At 49.6% G+C, this 17,389-nt stretch carries 20 protein-coding genes and 2 pseudogenes; 12 read left to right on the top strand and 10 right to left on the bottom strand.

What is annotated here, in order from left to right; all coding sequences use genetic code 11:
• Positions 1–332 precede the first annotated feature (332 nt).
• A complete protein-coding gene (locus tag NB640_RS10775; protein ID WP_269308703.1) occupies positions 333–671 on the top strand; it encodes a helix-turn-helix domain-containing protein in 339 nt (112 codons plus the stop codon).
• A 444-nt stretch (positions 672–1,115) separates the two neighbouring features.
• On the opposite strand, the gene NB640_RS10770 is transcribed toward NB640_RS10775, so the two are convergent.
• A complete protein-coding gene (locus NB640_RS10770) occupies positions 1,116–1,904 on the bottom strand; it encodes an alpha/beta fold hydrolase (protein ID WP_269308702.1) in 789 nt (262 codons plus the stop codon).
• 106 nt (positions 1,905–2,010) lie between these two features.
• On the opposite strand from NB640_RS10770, the gene NB640_RS10765 reads away from it, so the two are divergent.
• The 5 genes from NB640_RS10765 (at position 2,011) to NB640_RS10745 (ending at position 5,717) form a co-directional block, all read left to right on the top strand.
• Positions 2,011–2,316: a hypothetical protein gene (locus NB640_RS10765; RefSeq protein ID WP_269308701.1), complete on the top strand. Its 306-nt coding sequence runs from the start codon at positions 2,011–2,013 to the stop codon at positions 2,314–2,316.
• A gap of 147 nt (positions 2,317–2,463) precedes the next feature.
• Positions 2,464–2,970, top strand: a complete 507-nt coding sequence (locus tag NB640_RS10760; RefSeq protein ID WP_269308700.1) for a DUF7832 domain-containing protein — start codon at positions 2,464–2,466, stop codon at positions 2,968–2,970.
• Positions 2,971–3,136: 166 nt separating this feature from the next.
• Positions 3,137–4,264: a tetratricopeptide repeat protein gene (locus NB640_RS10755; protein WP_269308699.1), complete on the top strand. Its 1,128-nt coding sequence runs from the start codon at positions 3,137–3,139 to the stop codon at positions 4,262–4,264.
• On the top strand, positions 4,261–4,794 hold the full coding sequence (locus NB640_RS10750; RefSeq protein ID WP_269308698.1) for a CbrC family protein: 534 nt from the start codon (positions 4,261–4,263) through the stop codon (positions 4,792–4,794). The genes NB640_RS10755 and NB640_RS10750 overlap by 4 nt, the downstream gene beginning before the upstream one ends.
• 425 nt (positions 4,795–5,219) lie before the next feature.
• Positions 5,220–5,717, top strand: a complete 498-nt coding sequence (locus NB640_RS10745) for a hypothetical protein (protein WP_269308697.1) — start codon at positions 5,220–5,222, stop codon at positions 5,715–5,717.
• Positions 5,718–5,864: 147 nt separating this feature from the next.
• Here the strand turns inward: NB640_RS10745 and NB640_RS10740 are convergent, their stop codons facing one another.
• Together NB640_RS10740 and NB640_RS10735 are read right to left on the bottom strand one after the other, a co-directional pair.
• Positions 5,865–6,638 (bottom strand): DUF4261 domain-containing protein, encoded by a 774-nt coding sequence (locus tag NB640_RS10740; RefSeq protein WP_269308696.1) that lies wholly within the window; start codon positions 6,636–6,638, stop codon positions 5,865–5,867.
• 64 nt (positions 6,639–6,702) lie between these two features.
• Positions 6,703–7,161: a hypothetical protein gene (locus tag NB640_RS10735; RefSeq protein WP_269308695.1), complete on the bottom strand. Its 459-nt coding sequence runs from the start codon at positions 7,159–7,161 to the stop codon at positions 6,703–6,705.
• A 202-nt stretch (positions 7,162–7,363) separates the two neighbouring features.
• On the opposite strand from NB640_RS10735, the gene NB640_RS10730 reads away from it, so the two are divergent.
• A complete protein-coding gene (locus NB640_RS10730) occupies positions 7,364–7,942 on the top strand; it encodes a tetratricopeptide repeat protein (RefSeq protein ID WP_269308694.1) in 579 nt (192 codons plus the stop codon).
• Between the two features lie 299 nt (positions 7,943–8,241).
• Here NB640_RS10730 and NB640_RS10725 read toward each other — a convergent pair whose 3' ends face one another.
• On the bottom strand, positions 8,242–8,733 hold the full coding sequence (locus NB640_RS10725; protein ID WP_269308693.1) for a DUF2569 family protein: 492 nt from the start codon (positions 8,731–8,733) through the stop codon (positions 8,242–8,244).
• Between the two features lie 117 nt (positions 8,734–8,850).
• A complete protein-coding gene (locus NB640_RS10720; RefSeq protein WP_269308692.1) occupies positions 8,851–9,327 on the bottom strand; it encodes a DUF2569 family protein in 477 nt (158 codons plus the stop codon).
• Between the two features lie 326 nt (positions 9,328–9,653).
• Between NB640_RS10720 and NB640_RS10715 the strand changes: the two genes are divergently transcribed.
• Both NB640_RS10715 and NB640_RS10710 read left to right on the top strand, forming a co-directional pair.
• Complete coding sequence (locus NB640_RS10715) at positions 9,654–9,971, top strand: helix-turn-helix domain-containing protein (protein WP_269308691.1); 318 nt, start codon at positions 9,654–9,656, stop codon at positions 9,969–9,971.
• An 86-nt stretch (positions 9,972–10,057) separates the two neighbouring features.
• A pseudogene (locus tag NB640_RS10710) lies at positions 10,058–10,502 on the top strand (IS3 family transposase); the annotation flags it as partial.
• 12 nt (positions 10,503–10,514) lie between these two features.
• On the opposite strand, the gene NB640_RS10705 reads toward NB640_RS10710, so the two are convergent.
• The 4 genes from NB640_RS10705 to guaB form a co-directional block, all read right to left on the bottom strand.
• Entirely contained in the window at positions 10,515–11,027 is a 513-nt protein-coding gene (locus NB640_RS10705; RefSeq protein WP_269308690.1) for a hypothetical protein, read from the bottom strand.
• Between the two features lie 761 nt (positions 11,028–11,788).
• Positions 11,789–12,196: an IS5 family transposase gene (locus tag NB640_RS10700; protein WP_269308689.1), complete on the bottom strand. Its 408-nt coding sequence runs from the start codon at positions 12,194–12,196 to the stop codon at positions 11,789–11,791.
• Positions 12,197–12,208: 12 nt separating this feature from the next.
• On the bottom strand, positions 12,209–13,819 hold the full coding sequence (guaA, locus tag NB640_RS10695) for a glutamine-hydrolyzing GMP synthase (protein ID WP_269308688.1): 1,611 nt from the start codon (positions 13,817–13,819) through the stop codon (positions 12,209–12,211).
• A gap of 75 nt (positions 13,820–13,894) precedes the next feature.
• Positions 13,895–15,355 (bottom strand): IMP dehydrogenase, encoded by a 1,461-nt coding sequence (guaB, locus tag NB640_RS10690; protein WP_269308687.1) that lies wholly within the window; start codon positions 15,353–15,355, stop codon positions 13,895–13,897.
• Between the two features lie 298 nt (positions 15,356–15,653).
• On the opposite strand from guaB, the gene rpmB reads away from it, so the two are divergent.
• The 3 genes and pseudogenes from rpmB to NB640_RS10675 all read left to right on the top strand — a co-directional run.
• A complete protein-coding gene (rpmB, locus tag NB640_RS10685; protein ID WP_269308686.1) occupies positions 15,654–15,890 on the top strand; it encodes a 50S ribosomal protein L28 in 237 nt (78 codons plus the stop codon).
• Between the two features lie 12 nt (positions 15,891–15,902).
• Positions 15,903–16,070: a 50S ribosomal protein L33 gene (gene rpmG, locus NB640_RS10680; protein WP_269308685.1), complete on the top strand. Its 168-nt coding sequence runs from the start codon at positions 15,903–15,905 to the stop codon at positions 16,068–16,070.
• Positions 16,071–16,237: 167 nt separating this feature from the next.
• Positions 16,238–17,019: pseudogene (locus NB640_RS10675) on the top strand (IS3 family transposase); the annotation flags it as partial.
• Between the two features lie 42 nt (positions 17,020–17,061).
• Here the strand turns inward: NB640_RS10675 and NB640_RS10670 are convergent.
• Entirely contained in the window at positions 17,062–17,304 is a 243-nt protein-coding gene (locus NB640_RS10670; RefSeq protein ID WP_269308684.1) for a hypothetical protein, read from the bottom strand.
• Between the last annotated feature and the right edge of the window lie 85 nt (positions 17,305–17,389).

The following is a 17,389-nucleotide window of genomic DNA, read 5'->3' as shown; positions in this document are numbered from 1 at the left end:
ATCCGGAGAGAAAACACGCATGTTTTTTCCTGTCCGTCTCCTGGTAAAGGAGTAAAAGACAAAAAAGAAAGCAAGGAAACAGAAAAAGAAGTACTTGACAAGGTGCCCGGGGGAGTCGAACCCCTCAACTCCCCCCCTGAGTGGACACCTAAAACCGTATAAAGTGTCAGGTTATAAAATTATTCTATCAGAATAAGGCACTGCAACATGATAATTTTTACAGAAAAAAATTAACTGTTACCCATATGCCCATTGCTTAGAAGTATACGATATACGTAGTAGATGATACAAGCTAAAACTACGATCATCGTGACAAATAAGGAAGCGTTACGATGAGCAGAAAAAGAACCCCATACAAAAATATTTTCAGTATTCGGCTCAAGGAAGCCCGCAAACAAAAAGGCCTGTCCCAGAAAAGCCTCGGCACCAAAGCCGGCATTGACGAATTCGTTGCCAGCACCCGCATCAACCGGTACGAAAAAGGCATTCACAGTCCCGACATCATTACCGGCTGGAATATCGCCAGAGTGCTGGGCCTGCCCCTGGCCTGGTTTTTCGCTGATGATGACCGGCTGGCCCGCATGATCACGGCATTTTCCAAACTCTCTGCAAAAAACCAGAAAAAAATTCTTCAGGTGATTGAACATATGGCTGACAGAACAAAACACTGATAATCCTGTTGCCCTGAAAGCCGCAACTTCTGGAAGAAGACGATATGTCCGGTGATGATGATTGTGGCTGACTCAAGCCCTGGAGGGTGTCCGGGAAGGCTGACCCCTCAGCCTTCCCCCCTGAATGGACACCACGAAAAAAAATCCGGGCGGACGGGCTGAACAGACCATCCCGCAACATGCTTCTATAATAACAAAAACACAACCTTTTTCAACAATAAAACTCATTTCATAAATCATTTTGGAGTAATTTTTAGCCGATCATGGAGATAAAAGTGGTGGAAAGTGCCACTAAAATGAGCAAAAAATCGCATTTTTAATGCAAAACGCTTTTTATATCGGTTCTCCGGCCGATTTATGAAATGAACTGTAGCAACACACCATCCGGCATATAACGCGCCCACACACACACAAAATTTTTCGTTTTTGCCTGTATCGCCCTGACTATCTTTTTATGATCTTTTCCAGAATGTCATAAAACACACCGACTGCATGCCGTTCCCTGAAAGGCACATGCCCGCATTGCGGCAGCACATACCGCTTGAACCCGATATTATTGGCATGAAGGGGAATCGTCACCCCATCAACCGGACGCGGGTCATGTTCTCCATGAATCACAAAAAGCGGGCACCGTATCCCCTTGAGCCGCCTGAGCAATTCACCACTTTCACACATCGCCTCCGCTTCGGGCCACACCGCAAGATACATATCGCCGTTTACCGGTATATTGCCCTGCTTATCTTCCTCCGTTTTCTCCAGATCATAGTGATCGGTTTTATCCAGAAGATCACCAAGCTGCTCCATCAGCCAGTTGCGGCTTTCCGGCGGCACCCGTTCCAGCCTGAAGAGAAGTCCGTTGAAAAGCACCCACTCACCCTGCGTCATCCGCTTGCGCCGTTTTTCCATAATCTGGCTGGCATACATGGCATCCAGTGGTGCACAGCCGACCATTACCACCTGCCTGACATCATCCGGATGCGTTGCGGCATAAAGCAGTGAAAGCCACGCACCCCAGGCATGCCCGATCAGCGTCACCGGCTTTTCAGAACTTCGGGCAAGCTGTGACCTCAACTCTTCAATCAGACTGGCAATGTCCAGCCTCGATTGCATTGGCTCAATGACACCTGTGCTTTTTGAAAGCGCCATTGCCACTCTTGCCATCGAACCCTGCGCTCCCGGTCCGCCATGAATGACAGCAACACGATAGGGCGGCTTGCCGTAAGTGCGGATCACAGGAAAATCCCCTCCCTATCAGAACAAAACACAACTGGCTGAAATATTTTCATTAAATAAAATCGTCTTCCAGTTACATTTCAGCCAAACTTCCTGATCAGAGCATATGCAATTCATTTTAGACCACATTTGTCTAAAACAAAAGGCAAAACCAGCAAAAAAGCTGCAAACATGGTCTACACCAAACGATACTCCCGGCTGTTTTCCAGCAAAAGCGCCAAAGAACAGCAAACAGCTACCAGAACCCGTTATCTTTTGCGCAGGCATCAACAAACCTTTCCGCTTCCGCAAAATCCCGTCCATTGTAGCGCAAATAGGCGAAAAACAGACCCGTGCCAGCGTATCAAATGACAGATATGCAATGATCGTCAAAATTTTTCCAGCAGGAAACAGTCCTTCTCTTCACCTGTAAAAACAACTGTTTACATTTTTACATCAGACCGTTTTCGCCTAAAAATTAATCAAAGCGAAGGGCAAACATGGTCTGCCTTTGCCGATACACTATTTGTAACATCACTTATTTGTAACACGACAAGCCATAATACGAAACCTTTAAAGCATGTCTTTAACCGTTTACGATAAAGCCAAATGGCATTTCGGCGCAACACGCGCCCCCGCCGGTATCCTGCCTGAAGCAGGGGCAACACATATCGCCTTCATTCTCCGCTGGTGCATTGAAAACGACCTGTGCAGCAAGCGCCTGCTGGCACAAGCCGGCGAGGAAATCGCACGTATCCGCTCGGGAAAAGACGATTGCCGCGAGTTCCTGATGACACATCTGGATGGTGTTTTCACATCAGAAGAACTCAATGCCAAAGGCAAAGCTTTCCTGAATGCCTATTATGGCAGCGACAGCACCCGCTTTGCGAAAGAACATGGCAATTCTCTTGCTGATTATGGCCAGTTTGTCCGCAAACAGGTTGGAAAGAAAAACCACGACAACACCTATTTTCATATGGACTACAGCGAAACCAATTACCAGAAAATCAAGGCCATTTGCGACCAGCGCCACGCCGGATTTCTGTCCATGAAAGCCGCAGGCAGGAAAACACCGAAAAAAACCTGATCTTTTCTGTCTTGCAATAAAAAAGCCGCCCCTGGCTTCAGAGTAAAAACACAACGCGCGCTTCCCCCTTGCCGCCTTTCGAAAACGAAGCACCTGCCGGTATCGAAAAAACAGGCGTTATTGTTGTATCATTCATAAAATCCAACGGAAGATACAGGGAAAACGCATGCAAGCAAGCCAGATTTCATCCATCCGACTCACACAGATCCTGTCCCTTCTTATCCTGATTGCCGCTTTTGTCCTTTCAGGATCATCGCGCGCAGATGACGCCAGCGCCGCGGCAACAGATCATGTCACGGTAGAGCAGGACGACACCGCGCCCGCTGTCCGGCCGGAAAACCCGGTCAATGCGGAAGATGAAATTACCCTTGCCATCCGTCAGTACCAGCGCGGTGAATATGCCAAAGCCGCCGATGTATTCTTAAAGCCGGAGGCACAGCAGACCCCCGCCGTCAATTACTACCTTGGCAACCTGTATGCACTGGGACGGGGGCTTCCGCAGGACGATAAAAAAGCGCATGACCACTACGTCAGTGCAGCCCGTTCAGGCCATATCCCTGCCATGCACAGCCTTGGCATCGTCTATGCCAGAGGGCTGGGGGTCAAGAAAAGCTATCTTATCGCCGCAGAATGGTACCTTGAGGCAGTTAAACAGGATTATGCCCCTGCCATGCACAACCTCGGCAATCTCTACGCCGTCGGACTGGGTGTCAGGCAGGACTATGAAAAAGCCCGCGAGCTGTATGAGGCCGCAGCCGCTTCAGGCGATACCGGCTCCATGTGCAACCTGGGCAACCTGTACCGCTATGGCTATGGTGTCCCCATGAATTTTTCCACCGCAAAAAAGTGGTATGAAAAAGGCGCCGAGAAAAACGATGAGTGCTGCCTCTTAAACCTGGCCTGGTTTTATTTCCGCGGCTGGGGCACCCCTCAGGACCTGAAAAAAGCATCCGAACTCGACAAGACCGGCGCATTACAGGGCAGCCCGGTAGCCGCTTTTAACCTTGCCCGCATGTACCACTACGGCATGGGTACCGACGAAGATGCAAAAGCAGCCTGGTACTGGTACAACCAGAGCGCTGCCGGCAACTATGCGCCCGCCATGGAACAGATTGCCGACATCTTTGAACAGGGACTCCTGGGCCAGGAAACCAATGCGGAAAAAGCCGTCGAATGGAAAAAAATGGCAAAAGACGCGGCCAGAGAAGCCGCAAAACAGCATGATCCTTTCTCCGCTGCTGCCTACGGACTTGAAGACAATATGCCAGTGCTCCCCTCAGAAGACAATTCATGAGCAGGGAACTTCCCGTATTCAAATACCATCCCGACCCGCTCAAAACCGGTGCCTTCGCCAGGGACGAAGATGGTGTCACCTGCGACTGCTGTGAAAAAGACACCACCATCTGGTATGGCGAACCTTTTTATGCCATCGACGAAATCGAGGCCCTTTGCCCCGCCTGTATTGCCAGCGGTAAAGCAGCGGAAATGTTTGATGGCGAATTCCAGGATGAGTCAAGCTGTGATGACGTCGATGACGAGGCCAAAGTCGATGAACTCTGCCGCCGCACCCCGGGCTACCGAGGATGGCAGCAGGAATACTGGCTTGCCCATTGCGGGGACTTCTGCGCCTTTATCGGCTATGTCGGCTGGAAAGAAATCGAGGAAATGGGACTCGCCGCTGAAATAGAAAAGGATTGCGAGGAAAACGGCCAACAGGATATCGACCATCTGCGCGAGCATATGGAAAATGACGGCCATCTCCAGGGATACCTCTTTCGCTGCCTGACATGCGGGACACATCGTATTCATACGGATACCGACTGACAATTTGCTTTGCCTGCAGCCGTGTCTGCGATCAGATCAGTTGTTGATTGAGCTAATGTCCTTCGCGTGGGTAATTTGCTGCGATCAGATTAGACCTTGATAGAACGTCATAAAGTAGGTGGTTGACCCACGGCAACGATCTTTTTTCCCGGCAGCAAAAAGAACGCAAAAAGTGCCGCGTGGACTTCCCGTCCACCGCCATGCGGGGGATTCCCGTCTTGATCCCTCTCCTTAGTGCCGTCGCGCTTATCTCGCTCTCTTCTTTTTTGAACAGTACCGCTCCTGCTCCAGTCGTTCGAGACTAATCCGGCTTCGCCGTAACGCACTTGCCTGCTAAGAAGTCTACCGCCACAGTAGGGTATTCTCATAAGCCATTGCTGACGCACTGGGTGATGTGGATGTTCTTGTTATGCCCGAATTGTAGCGTGTACCAAACGCAGTGCAGCGCACGATGTTCTCTCGGCAAAGGCGGGTGCGGTCTTTTTGCCGGCATCCGGGTTCGTGCGCTTCGCCACAGGCTCAGCACACGCTACGACACCCGCTATACCCGCCTTTTCAAGGGCAGCTTCGCTGCCATGCTGTCTGCGCAGCAGGGGCATCTTTACACCACATGGTGGTGTCATTTCTCTTCTATAGTCCGCGATTGCACTGTAGCCGGGGCTGGGAGGAGGAACTGGAGCGGGCAGACGGCGTCTGAGCGTAGCGAGTTCCGGCTGCCGCCGGTCAGCCACCGGCCTGATGAACTCAAATTGAGAACCAATCTGATTGCAGCCAAACAACACAAACGAAGGATAAAAAACAAAACCGCGCCCTACCGTCGCAAATACAGCTACCCCTCATCCTCCTCTTCTCCTTTTTCCTCAGCACCACCCGGCTGCTCGCCAGAATCCGGCGATACCTTCTCCTCCTGCTCCCGGGTATAAGGCAATACCTGTTCATACCGCTCATAACTGAAAAAAAGCGCTTTCTCATGGTAGCTGTCAGCGCCGGCAAAAGCCGGCAGCAGGGCCGCAACGAAAAAAGTGCCTCCTCTCAGGAAAGCTCTCGTTTTACAGGCAAAAAATACCCGGCTAAAACCCGATCTTGATACTCTCTCCCTCAACAGCCACTCCTTCCGAGCGGGTAACAGCCAGCTTCTGTTCCTCGGAAAACCCCAGCGTTTCCCCATCAGCCAGCACCACCTCATTATCAATCACGTAGTAGGCCACATCCATCAGGAAATCATACAGCTCTGCCGGTTCGGCCTTCGTTTGGATCACTTCGATCTCGTCCATGCCGAAATACGTCATCCCGTAGGTATATCCGGAAAAATCATCGCCATCCGGGTAAATGCCGAAATAAATCCAGGTCGGGACAGGCAGGATATCCTCACGGATCGAATCGGACACCATGACAAAATAATCCGACGGAAAAACCGTGGGTATCTGGTAAATGCCAATCGTATTGGAAAGCTTCAACAGGGATGACGCCACCATCGAATACATCAGGCTTTGCGTCATCGGGTCACCGGCACGCATCACCGCGACAATGACATGCGCCTTATGCTGCTGCACCAGCTCCACGCCGTCTTCCCAGAACACATTATTTCTGGCATTGTCCACCGCTTCAGGAATCGGGGCGGGAATAAAACTCACCGCCACCATCATGTCTTCCCAGTCAAAGACCAGCGTATTGTCGTCATTCGGACGGGCGTCAAGCTCGATACCCCAGTCCGCTTTCATGTTGCCAAAAAAGGTTTCCCAGTCAATCACCTCATCTTTCAACAGGACAAACCCCAGCCGCATGTCAGGCTTCGTTTCATCGGCCGCCTCAGCCGCCTCCCTGTAATCCGGTATCTCTTTCATCTGTTCCCTTTCCTGTTTATCCTCTTCCCGGTGGAAAAGGCACACGTTACTCCCCGTCCTGATGCTAAAGATTATCCTCAATTCCCTCGATCACCACATCCCAGTAATCCATATTCTGCGTATAGGGCGCCATCTTTGCGGTCAAGTCCCGGTAGTTGATATCTTCCGCATGCATCGCCGCATTCAGCGCCAGCAGAATCTGCGTAAAGCCGGAAAGCGAAGCCGCAATCTCCTGCGGCTCCCAACTGCCTGTGCCATGTTCGGCCGTATAAACCGGAAACCCCCTGGCTTCCTCACGCGTATCCACAAAAACCGGATCACCGTAATCATAGCCAAATACCAGCCACTGGGCCTGCCAGTCACCTTCATCCGGGCCGGACAGGTCCAGCCCCGTCACATCCACTCCATAGCCCAGCTGCATGTCAGCCAGCCGGGTCGAATCGGCAAATTCGATCTCCAGCGCCTCGTGCATTGCCGGAATTTCATTAATGAGCCTTGTCAGGACAGGGGAAATTGACTCCATTGCTTAACCATCCGGAAAATCAGAAAAAAACCGCATAAAACCCCGGGTAATTTTCTATAGATACCACACCCTTTATAGGCGCACAAGCGAAACGCTTTTTCCTTTATGCTGTCATAAGTAAAAATTATGGCAGGCCTTGTAAAAAAGCGGCAAAATAGGCAAATCAGCAAAATAATGAGAAACGAACACGAAAGGAAATCACATGGAACACGCCGTTGAGCTGCCGGAAGATATCCAGGAGCAAATGGAAGCCCTGAGTGAGCAGGGCGAAGAAGCTTTCGACCAGGGCCGCTATGAGGAAGCGCTTGATATTTACAACCAGGCGCTGTCCATCCTGCCGGAACCCCGTGAAAACTGGGAAGCCTATGTATGGCTGAAAGCCGCCATGGGCGACGCCTGCTTCCTGATGGACCGCTTCGATGACGGGCTGGATCACTTTTACGAAGCCTATACCGCAGCAGGCCCGCAAAACATGAACCCCTTCATCGTCTATCGCCTGGGACAGATATACCGACGGCTCGATGATGAAGAAAACGCCGTCGAATTCCTCATGCGGGCCTTCCTGCTCGAAGGGGAAGACGTATTCGAGGATGAGGATGATCTCGTCTACCTTCGCAACCGGGTTGACCTTGACGACTACAGCGAGGATGGCGGTGAAGGGTACGGATACGGCGACGGCGACGGCGACGACTATGGCGGCAGGAGCAGCCGCTTTGATGACGAAGGCTTTTCCCGCGGCTACATCCCGCGCGATGACTATGAGGAATACGGAGACGACTGAAAAATCCTCTTACGGCAGCAAAGCGCAGGTAACCCCTGTACTTCACGGAAAACCTGCCTGTTTTCATCTATACCGATGACCCGGGTGAAAACGGCAATCCCGGCTGGCTGATTGCTGATGGCGTTGCCGAAAAAAACCGGACCGGATACTTCATGTATGTGAAGTGGTGTTGCCGCATCAATGAAAAGGGTATCCGCCACCTCTTTAGCAAACACACTGCCACACGCTGAAACGGCAAAAAAACCCGCCGTAAAAGCGGGTTAAAAAAGGAAGAGCAAGGCTCACACTACAAAAAAACATCAGGGGTACCACGGCAGGTTGTACGTGTTTTTCACGCGCACCGAACGCTTCAGGTAGATCGTCCAGAGCGATGCAATACCCACAGAAAAAACAATACTGACAAATCCCTGCCAGAAACCACCACCCGCATAATGCACACCCAGAATCAGTATCCCTGCCAGGATGGCTCCCAGATTCAGGATCGGCCCGGCCAGCCAGATCGCATAAATGGCAAAACGTACCGACGCTTTCTCATGCTCCCGGTACAGGCGGTATCCCGCCAGCATCGAGGTGACTGTACTGACAATAAAAAGCAGCCAGGTCATGGTCTTGTGTTGCTGCCACGACACCGAACCCGCCACATCAAAGGTCTGCTCAATATTGACAAACCCTTCATAAATCGTGATCAGTCCGGCCAGCGGTGAAAGCAGCATCAGGCTGACCACCAGAAAGGCAAGCCACCCGCCCATGCCCTTCAGTTGCGGGCTTCTTTCCCTGACTGCCTCGTACATATCGCCTATTTATCATCACTGTGTGAGTTATCAGACCCGCGCAAGACAGAAAAACTTCATGAATCGACAATTCATTTGCGACAGGTCAAAAAAGCCGTTTGCCCCCAGGGACTGACCCTAAACATATACCGGCAGCCGGTAAGTGTTTTGCACCCGCCTGGAGCGCTTGAGATACATCGTTCCGGCAATCGCCCCGAGCACGGCAAAAACCAGGTGATATATTGCCGGAGAATACGCATTGCCGGCACGTGGGTTCTTCAGAATCATCACGGCCGCAATCACCATGAAAAGGCTGAGTAACGGCCAGGCAATCCACATGGTATAAACCGCCAGATCCACCGACTCCCTTGAATGCACCCGGTAAAGCCGCCAGCCACCCCCTACCGACAGGGAGATACTCACTATTGAGAGCATCCACATGACTGTCTTGCTCTGCACCCACATCGCATATTCTGTTTTCGCATAGACTTGTTCAAATCCCGAAAGACTGGACAGGAGTGCACCCAGTGACATCAGCGGCCACATCACCACCATGCCCAGAATCAGGACAAGCAGCCAGCCGTTGACCCCTGACTTCATTCCCGCATATCGCATTGATCTTCTTTTGCTCCCCGTAAACCGGCTTCATCGTTTGCACGTCTGTGTCTCCCGCTAGGGTCAGGCCTCATTAATTTTCCGTTTGCGAAAAGCCGTTTTGGCTCAAAGGGCCAGGCGCAGCGGGCAATTTAATGAGGGCTGACCCTAAAGATAGGTCGGCAGGGCGGATAAGCCTTTGCTTTTCCTCATCTGCCGGGCAGAAAAAAAAGAAGAGAAAAAAACCACTGCGCGACATCAAGAAAGCAGGCGCACCCATAAAAAAGCCGCCTTCAAATGAAGTGAACCCCTAAAGTTGGACAGCCAACGCTTAAGGGTTTCACTTTATGGGCAAGAAGAAATACAGTCTGGAATTCAAGCGAGAGGTTGCGCTCCATTATCCCAACAGTGGGGAGGGTGCCAGAAGGACCGGAAAACGTTTCGGCATTGATGCAAAATCTGGTATGGCGGCGGCTTGTACAGTCAGCAGATGGGAGCGTCTTTACCGTCAAGGCGGTATCATAGCCCTTCAAAGTAACCGAAAAGGACGGCCCCGATTGTCAGAGAAGAAAGCAAACCCCGTCAATACCATGACAGCTCTCTTCCTGAATTCAAAACCATCCAGGAAGCGCTTGAGTATCTTCGCGCGGAGAATGCCTATCTAAAAAAGCTGCAAGTCTTGATTCAGGAGCAAAAGAAATCAACGCAGCCAGTAAAGCGCAAATAATATCAGTCCTGCAAAGGCGTATAGGGAAGAGTCACTCCGGATCTCCTGAAACGGGATTTTACGGCTGACAAACCGAATCAGAAAGGGGTGACAGAGGTGAGTCAATTCAATGTCAGAGGTAAAAAGCGGTATCTTTCACCGATTCTTGATCTGTATAACAGAGCGATCAGGGCTGGCAATACCAGAGGCGATTTATCAGGAAAAACTGCGACAGCACCATCTTGAACACAGTATGTCTCGCAAAGGAAACTGCCTGGATAATGCAGTAATGGAAAGTTTCTTTGGCATACTGAAATCTGAAGGTTGCTGCTCTTCGGATTTTACTGATATACAGCAACTGAAATCCGCAATAAATGCGTATATCCATTACTGCAACAATGAACGGATAAAACTGAATTTAAACGGCCTGAGTCCTGGGCAATACCGTACTCAGGCCATTTCAATAACCGCAGGAAATGTCCGATATTAAGCGTTCACTTCATTAAAGACGGCTTTTCTCTATTACCGTTGGCGCATTGTTTTTTTTATGCGGCGCCGCATCAGAAAGCGATGCAAAATCCAGATGCTGTGTGCGCCACTCGTCCAGCCACCGGGCTTTCACTTCCGTTATTTCAGCCAGCTCGTTTTTTATCCGCTCACCCTGACGATAAGCCAGGTATTCAAAGAGGACATAAGTACAAACAACAATCAGAAAGAGTGCCAGCATGACCGGGATAAAATGCCGAATGAAAAAACAGTCAACGTAATTCTGTTCACAAATCTTTGCATCCACTTCCAGATCATGAATATCGGTCCGCCAGAAAGTGAAAAGCGGATACAGCAGGCTTAACAGTAAAACGATAAAGAAGAGGCTGCTGTATCTCCTCAAATTAACGAGCTGATCGGCAGCGCCTGTGAATAACTCGGGCAAAAAAACCGTACAGGCAAACCACAGGACGCAAAAAACAGAAAAAACGGTCCATATCAGAAACTTGTTTTTACGGTTTTGTGCCATGTAAAAAAACTGCCCGGCTTTAACGATATGCGCATGAATGAATAAAACAACTTAACGATGTTTTTTCTGGTTTCTGTTAATTAATTCTTATACTGGTTTTAAACAGAATATGAATATCCTGCTATTACGTTTTAGATATTAATTAATCAGCCATGACACCATGTTGCGATATCTCATTTCCCCTTTTAAAATGTTTCCCCAAGGAAATGCCCGCTTTGCCGCATAATAGAACGGCAGAGCGCTGTGTAAAAGTGAAAACAAATTTTTCATAGGAGAAAAACATAAAGACGAATGACAGACAAAAGGAGATGTCATTCGTCTTTATGTGGAAAAGTGATACATGAAACGGCTGAAAAGAAACGGGAAATTACAATGTCATTCAGCAGAAAATAAATCAATGTTATTGATCTTATAAAACCGGTTTTCAGTATGAAATCAGGATATTTTTTTATTATTAATCCTGCGGAAATTAATTTATTCCAATATAAAAATAAAAACAGATTGATTATTATCAAATTAATGTTTGTTTTTATCGGGTTTTGATTTATTTTTATCACCGCTCAATTTATGCAAAAATTTGCATAAATTTCAAAAAAGCAACAAAAAGGGATTTGCCCACAGAAACTGTGGATTTGTTTGTGGATAACCGGAAGGCGTAAGTGAAAAGTCTCTGATATCTCACCAATTTCAATAAAATGATTACGAAACGGGCAATCGTACGGAAGACTTTTTGGGGTAGCAGGAAAACAGCCTAGGTTCTGCTAACAAATAACATTCAGCCATGATTTGATGGCAGCGAGAAGCACGAAATTGGCGAAATGTGAAGCTTTCTTGTCATACCTTCTTGATACCCTGCGGTTTTCCTTGATTCTGCCAATAAATCGCTCAACGATATTGCGTTGTTTGTAATGCCTTTTGCTCAAAGGCTTATGTACTCTGGCGCTCTTGCGATAGGGGATAACTGCTTTTAGTCCACCCTGATGAATCTGATCTCGCAGAGAGGCGCTATCGTATCCTTTGTCTCCAACAACGGCTTTCGCTTTACAGCTTATGGCGCTTTTGATCAGTTCAGGCGCATAGGTGTGATCACTTGCCTGCCCCGGTGACAGGCGCAGCTTCAGTAAACGCCCCATGTCATCAACAAGAATGTGCAGCTTGGTATCATGCACATGGATGCAAAATCACTCCCACTCAATCGTGGCAGGCGGTTTTCCTGAAATGTCATAGACCACGCGGTTGATGCCGCGCACTTCATTGATAATGCGATTGGAAACACGTCCCAGCAAATCATGTGGCAGATGCGCCCAGTGTGCCGTCATGAAATCCTGCGTCTGTACCGCACGCAATGCAACGACATAGTCATAGGTGCGGCCATCACCCATCACGCCAACAGACTTGACCGGCAGGAAAACGGCAAAGGCCTGGCTGGTCGCATCGTACCAGGTCATGGGAGGCACGGCGTCACCCAGCGGGTTGTCCACCAGGGTATTACGCAACTCCTCAATGAAAATAGCATCAGCCTGTCTCAAGAGATCGGCATACTCGGCCTTGATCTCACCCAGTATGCGCACGCCCAGGCCGGGGCCCGGGAAAGGATGACGGTATACCATCTCATGCGGCAACCCCAAGGCCAGGCCCAGTTCACGCACTTCATCCTTGAAAAGCTCACGCAATGGCTCAAGCAGCTTGAGATTGAGGTCTTCAGGCAGACCGCCCACATTGTGGTGGCTCTTGATGGTGTGCCCTTTTTTATCCTTCCCGGCGCTTTCAATCACATCGGGATAAATCGTACCCTGGGCCAGCCATTTGGCGTTACTGATCTTTGCCGCTTCCGCCTGGAATACTTCAACAAATTCCCGTCCGATGATCTTGCGTTTTTCCTCCGGGTCAGTCACCCCCTTCAGGTGTCCCAGAAACTGGCTGGTTGCATCAACATGAATCACGTTAACACCCAGATTTTTGGCAAACATATCCATGACCATCTTGCCTTCATCCAGACGGAGCAACCCATGATCGACAAACACGCAGGTAAGCTTGTCACCAATGGCGCGATGAATCAGTGCGGCTGCCACACTGGAGTCCACACCACCGGAAAGCCCTAGAATCACGCCTTCATCCCCGACTTGATCGCGAATGAACTGAACGGCTTCCTCAACATAGTCGGGCATATTCCAGTCTGATTTGCATCCGCAGATTTCATGGACAAAACGGCTGAGAATCACTTTTCCCTGCACGGTATGCGTCACTTCCGGATGAAACTGCACCGCGTAAAACTTCCGTTCTTCATCCGCCATCCCGGCAATCGGACAGGCATCGTTGGATGCCATCAGGGAAAAACCGGGCGGCATTTCCGCCACCTTGTCACCATGGCTCATCCAGACCTTGAGCATGCCATGGCCTTCGGCTGTGACAAAGTCATTGATCCCTTTTAAAAGGGCGGTATGGCTGCGTGCCCGGACCTCGGCATAACCAAACTCACGTACCTGGCCACTTTCCACCTTGCCGCCAAGCTGTGCGGCCATGGTCTGCATGCCATAACAGATACCCAGGACCGGTACCCCTCTTTCAAACACCGCCTGCGGTGCACGAGGCGTATCGCCTTCGGTCACGCTACTGGGGCCACCCGAGAGAATAATGCCGCGAAGCGAGCCGTCATTCCCGTATTGGCGAATCGTTTCTTCGCCGATGTCATAAGGAACGACCTCAGAAAAAACACCGACTTCGCGCACCCGGCGAGCGATCAGTTGGGTTACCTGAGAACCAAAATCAAGAATCAGGATTCGTGAATGCATACGTCAAATTCCAATAATGATGTGGCCCTGGCCGGTTGATCTTCCGGTCAGGGCCATTAAACCAGACCGGCCTGATCAGTCAGTACGGTAATTGGGCGCTTCCTTGGTGATCTGGACATCATGCACGTGCGATTCGCGCATGCCGGCAGAACTGATCTCGACAAATTCCGCTTTCTCGTGGAATTCGGAGATATTGGCACAGCCGCAATAGCCCAAAGACGCCCGCAAACCACCCATCAACTGGAAAAGGATGGCTGTAATCGGCCCTTTATAAGGAACACGACCTTCAATCCCTTCCGGAACAAATTTGTCAGACTGCTGCTCATGCTCCTGGAAATAACGGTCAGCCGAACCACCCGACATGGCGCCCAGGCTGCCCATTCCCCGATAGGATTTGTAGCTGCGGCCCTGGTAAAGAATAACTTCACCCGGCGCTTCATCCGTACCGGCAAACATGCCGCCCATCATGACAGTAGAAGCCCCTGCCGCAAGCGCCTTGGCAATATCGCCGGAGAAGCGGATACCACCATCAGCAATACAAGGGATACCGGTTCCCTTGAGTGCCTCCACTACATCAGCAATCGCCGTGATCTGCGGTACACCGACACCGGCAACAATCCGAGTCGTACAGATAGAACCCGGGCCGATACCGACCTTGACACCATCCACACCGGCTTCCACCAGCGCTGTCGCTGCCGCTGCGGTCGCAATATTACCGCCAACAATCTGTACATTCGGGTAGGTATCCCTGATCCAGCGAATACGCTGGAGAACGCCCATCGAATGACCGTGCGCCGTGTCAACCACCAGCACATCCACACCCGCCTTGACCAGGAGCTCGATACGCTCGTCATTGTCAGGACCAACACCAACAGCAGCCGCCACCAGCAACTGACCATAGCTGTCTTTGGATGCCCTTGGATAATCGGTTGATTTATGGATATCAGTTGCGGTCATCAGTCCACGCAACTCAAAATCGTCATTCATGACCAGAACACGCTCAAGACGATTGAGGCTCATGAGGCGCTTGGCCTCCTCCATCGTCGCGCCTTCTTTGACAGAGACAAGCTTTTCACGCGGGGTCATCTTGTCCTTGACCATCACATTCTGGTCTTCTTCAAAACGGGTATCACGATTGGTGATAATGCCGATCACCTTGCCGTTTTCAACGACAGGAAAACCGGAAAATCCATATTGATGAGACAGCGCGATGACATCCCTGATCCGCATGGAGGGAGGAATGGTAATCGGGTCCATAATCACACCTGACTCAAAACGCTTGACCCTTGCCACTTCCCTGGCCTGATCTGCGGGTGTCAGGTTTTTGTGAATAACACCAATACCGCCTTCCCTTGCCATGGCAATGGCAAGACGCGCCTCTGTCACTGTATCCATTGCCGCTGAAACCAAAGGGATATTCAGGGAAATTGAACGTGTCAGACGAGTTGAAAGAGAGGTATCTTTGGGGAGAATGGCTGAATAAGCCGGTACCAGGAGCACATCATCGAATGTGAGTGCCTTCTTAATTAATCGCATAGTCTTTCCTATTGGCACAAAAGCGAATTATACAGACTTTTTTTAAAAGATACAGTGAAGTGGCCGCTCCGTTCCATTATTTTTTTACGGACAAATGCCGGCCAACAGAACGTCTGGACAACATCAGCAAAACCATCTCCTGCCTCAACAATCAACCGCTTTCCCGCTCCCCTCTCTCGCCAATTATGTCTCATTAAAAATAATTTGACACAATAAAAGATTACAACTTGTTGAATTTTCATTTGTTTTGGGATAGTATGCGTCTTTCTATTTTTGACTGTGTCTTTGGAGGTGGTTTATGGCCCGTGTGTGCCAGGTGACAGGCAAGAAGCCTATGTCAGGCAATAATGTCTCTCATGCGAATAATAAGACGAAGCGTCGCTTTTTGCCCAATTTGCAAAACAGGCGTTTTTTTGTGGAATCGGAGAATCGGTGGGTTTCGCTTCGCCTCTCCAGAGCCGGCTTGAGGACGATTGATAAGCTGGGGATTGACGCGGTGCTGGCTGATATGCGCGAGCGCGGTATTAAGGTTTAACAGGAGATAGTTATGGCGAAGTCAGGCAGGGAAAAGATTAAGCTGGAGTCTACGGCTGGTACGGGGCATTTTTATACGACGACGAAGAATAAGCGTACTACCCCGGATAAGCTGGAGATTGTGAAGTTTGACCCGAAGGCAAGAAAGCATGTGCCTTATAAGGAAGCGAAGATTAAGTGATTTTTTGCTATCTGATATATTGAAAAGCCCCGCGTTTTTTGAAGTGAACCCTTAAAGTTGGACAGCCAACGCTTAAGGGTTTCACTTTATGGGCAAGAAGAAATACAGTCTGGAATTCAAGCGAGAGGTTGCGCTCCATTATTTCAACAGTGGAGAGGGTGCCAGAGAAGAAAGCAAACCCCGTCAATACCATGACAGCATCTCTTCCTGAATTCAAAACCATCCAGGAAGCGCTTGAGTATCTTCGCGCGGAGAATGCCTATCTAAAAAAGCTGCAAGCCTTGATTCAGGAACAAAAGAAATCAACGCAGCCAGTAAAGCGCAAATAATATCTGAATTAAGGCATTATTTCACCAGCACAAAGGACGATATGGTTATCGTCGCATCACACTGGCATTGCGTCAGGAAAATTGCCATCTTAATCACAAAACCGTTCGCAGGCTCATGCGCGAACAACGGCTTGCATCCACCCTCAGGCGCAAATAATATCAGTCCTGCAAAGGCGTATAGGGAAGAGTCACTCCGGATCTCCTGAAACGGGATTTTACGGCTGACAAACCGAATCAGAAAGGGGTGACAGAGGTGAGTCAATTCAATGTCAGAGGTAAAAAGCGGTATCTTTCACCGATTCTTGATCTGTATAACAGAGCGATCAGGGCTGGCAATACCAGAGGCGATTTATCAGGAAAAACTGCGACAGCACCATCTTGAACACAGTATGTCTCGCAAAGGAAACTGCCTGGATAATGCAGTAATGGAAAGTTTCTTTGGCATTCTGAAATCTGAAGGCTGCTGCTCTTCGGATTTTACTGATATACAACAACTGAAATCCGCAATAAATGCGTATATCCATTACTGCAACAATGAACGGATAAAACTGAATTTAAATGGCCTGAGTCCTGGGCAATACCGTACTCAGGCCATTTCAATAACCGCAGTCCGATATTAAGCGTTCACTTCATAAGCGCGGTTTTTTTGGTTCTGGAAAGAGTCAATGCAACGGTTCAGGTGACGAATCTCCCTTAACGCGACGGCGAAGAACATGGCTGTGCAGGACACGCTGTATCACCGGCCATCCCACACCATTGTTAAACATATATTGCGCCGCCCGTACATATCCATAGTCTGCCTGTATCCGAATGCCATGTTCGACAATATCCACTTTTTTACTGTTCTGCCGCCTGTCCATATTAAGAGGATGATTCGCTTCTGCCTTTCTTTCGAATGTATTCATATTCTCACCTGCCTCGAAGATCATGATGGCTGAAGAACAAGTGTATGCAAAATAGTGGAAAGCGTAATTGCGAAAGAACAATTTT

The sequence above is a fragment of the Oxalobacter vibrioformis genome (assembly GCF_027118995.1).
Taxonomy (GTDB): domain Bacteria; phylum Pseudomonadota; class Gammaproteobacteria; order Burkholderiales; family Burkholderiaceae_D; genus Oxalobacter; species Oxalobacter vibrioformis.
This window is presented reverse-complemented; position numbering and strand designations above follow the sequence as displayed.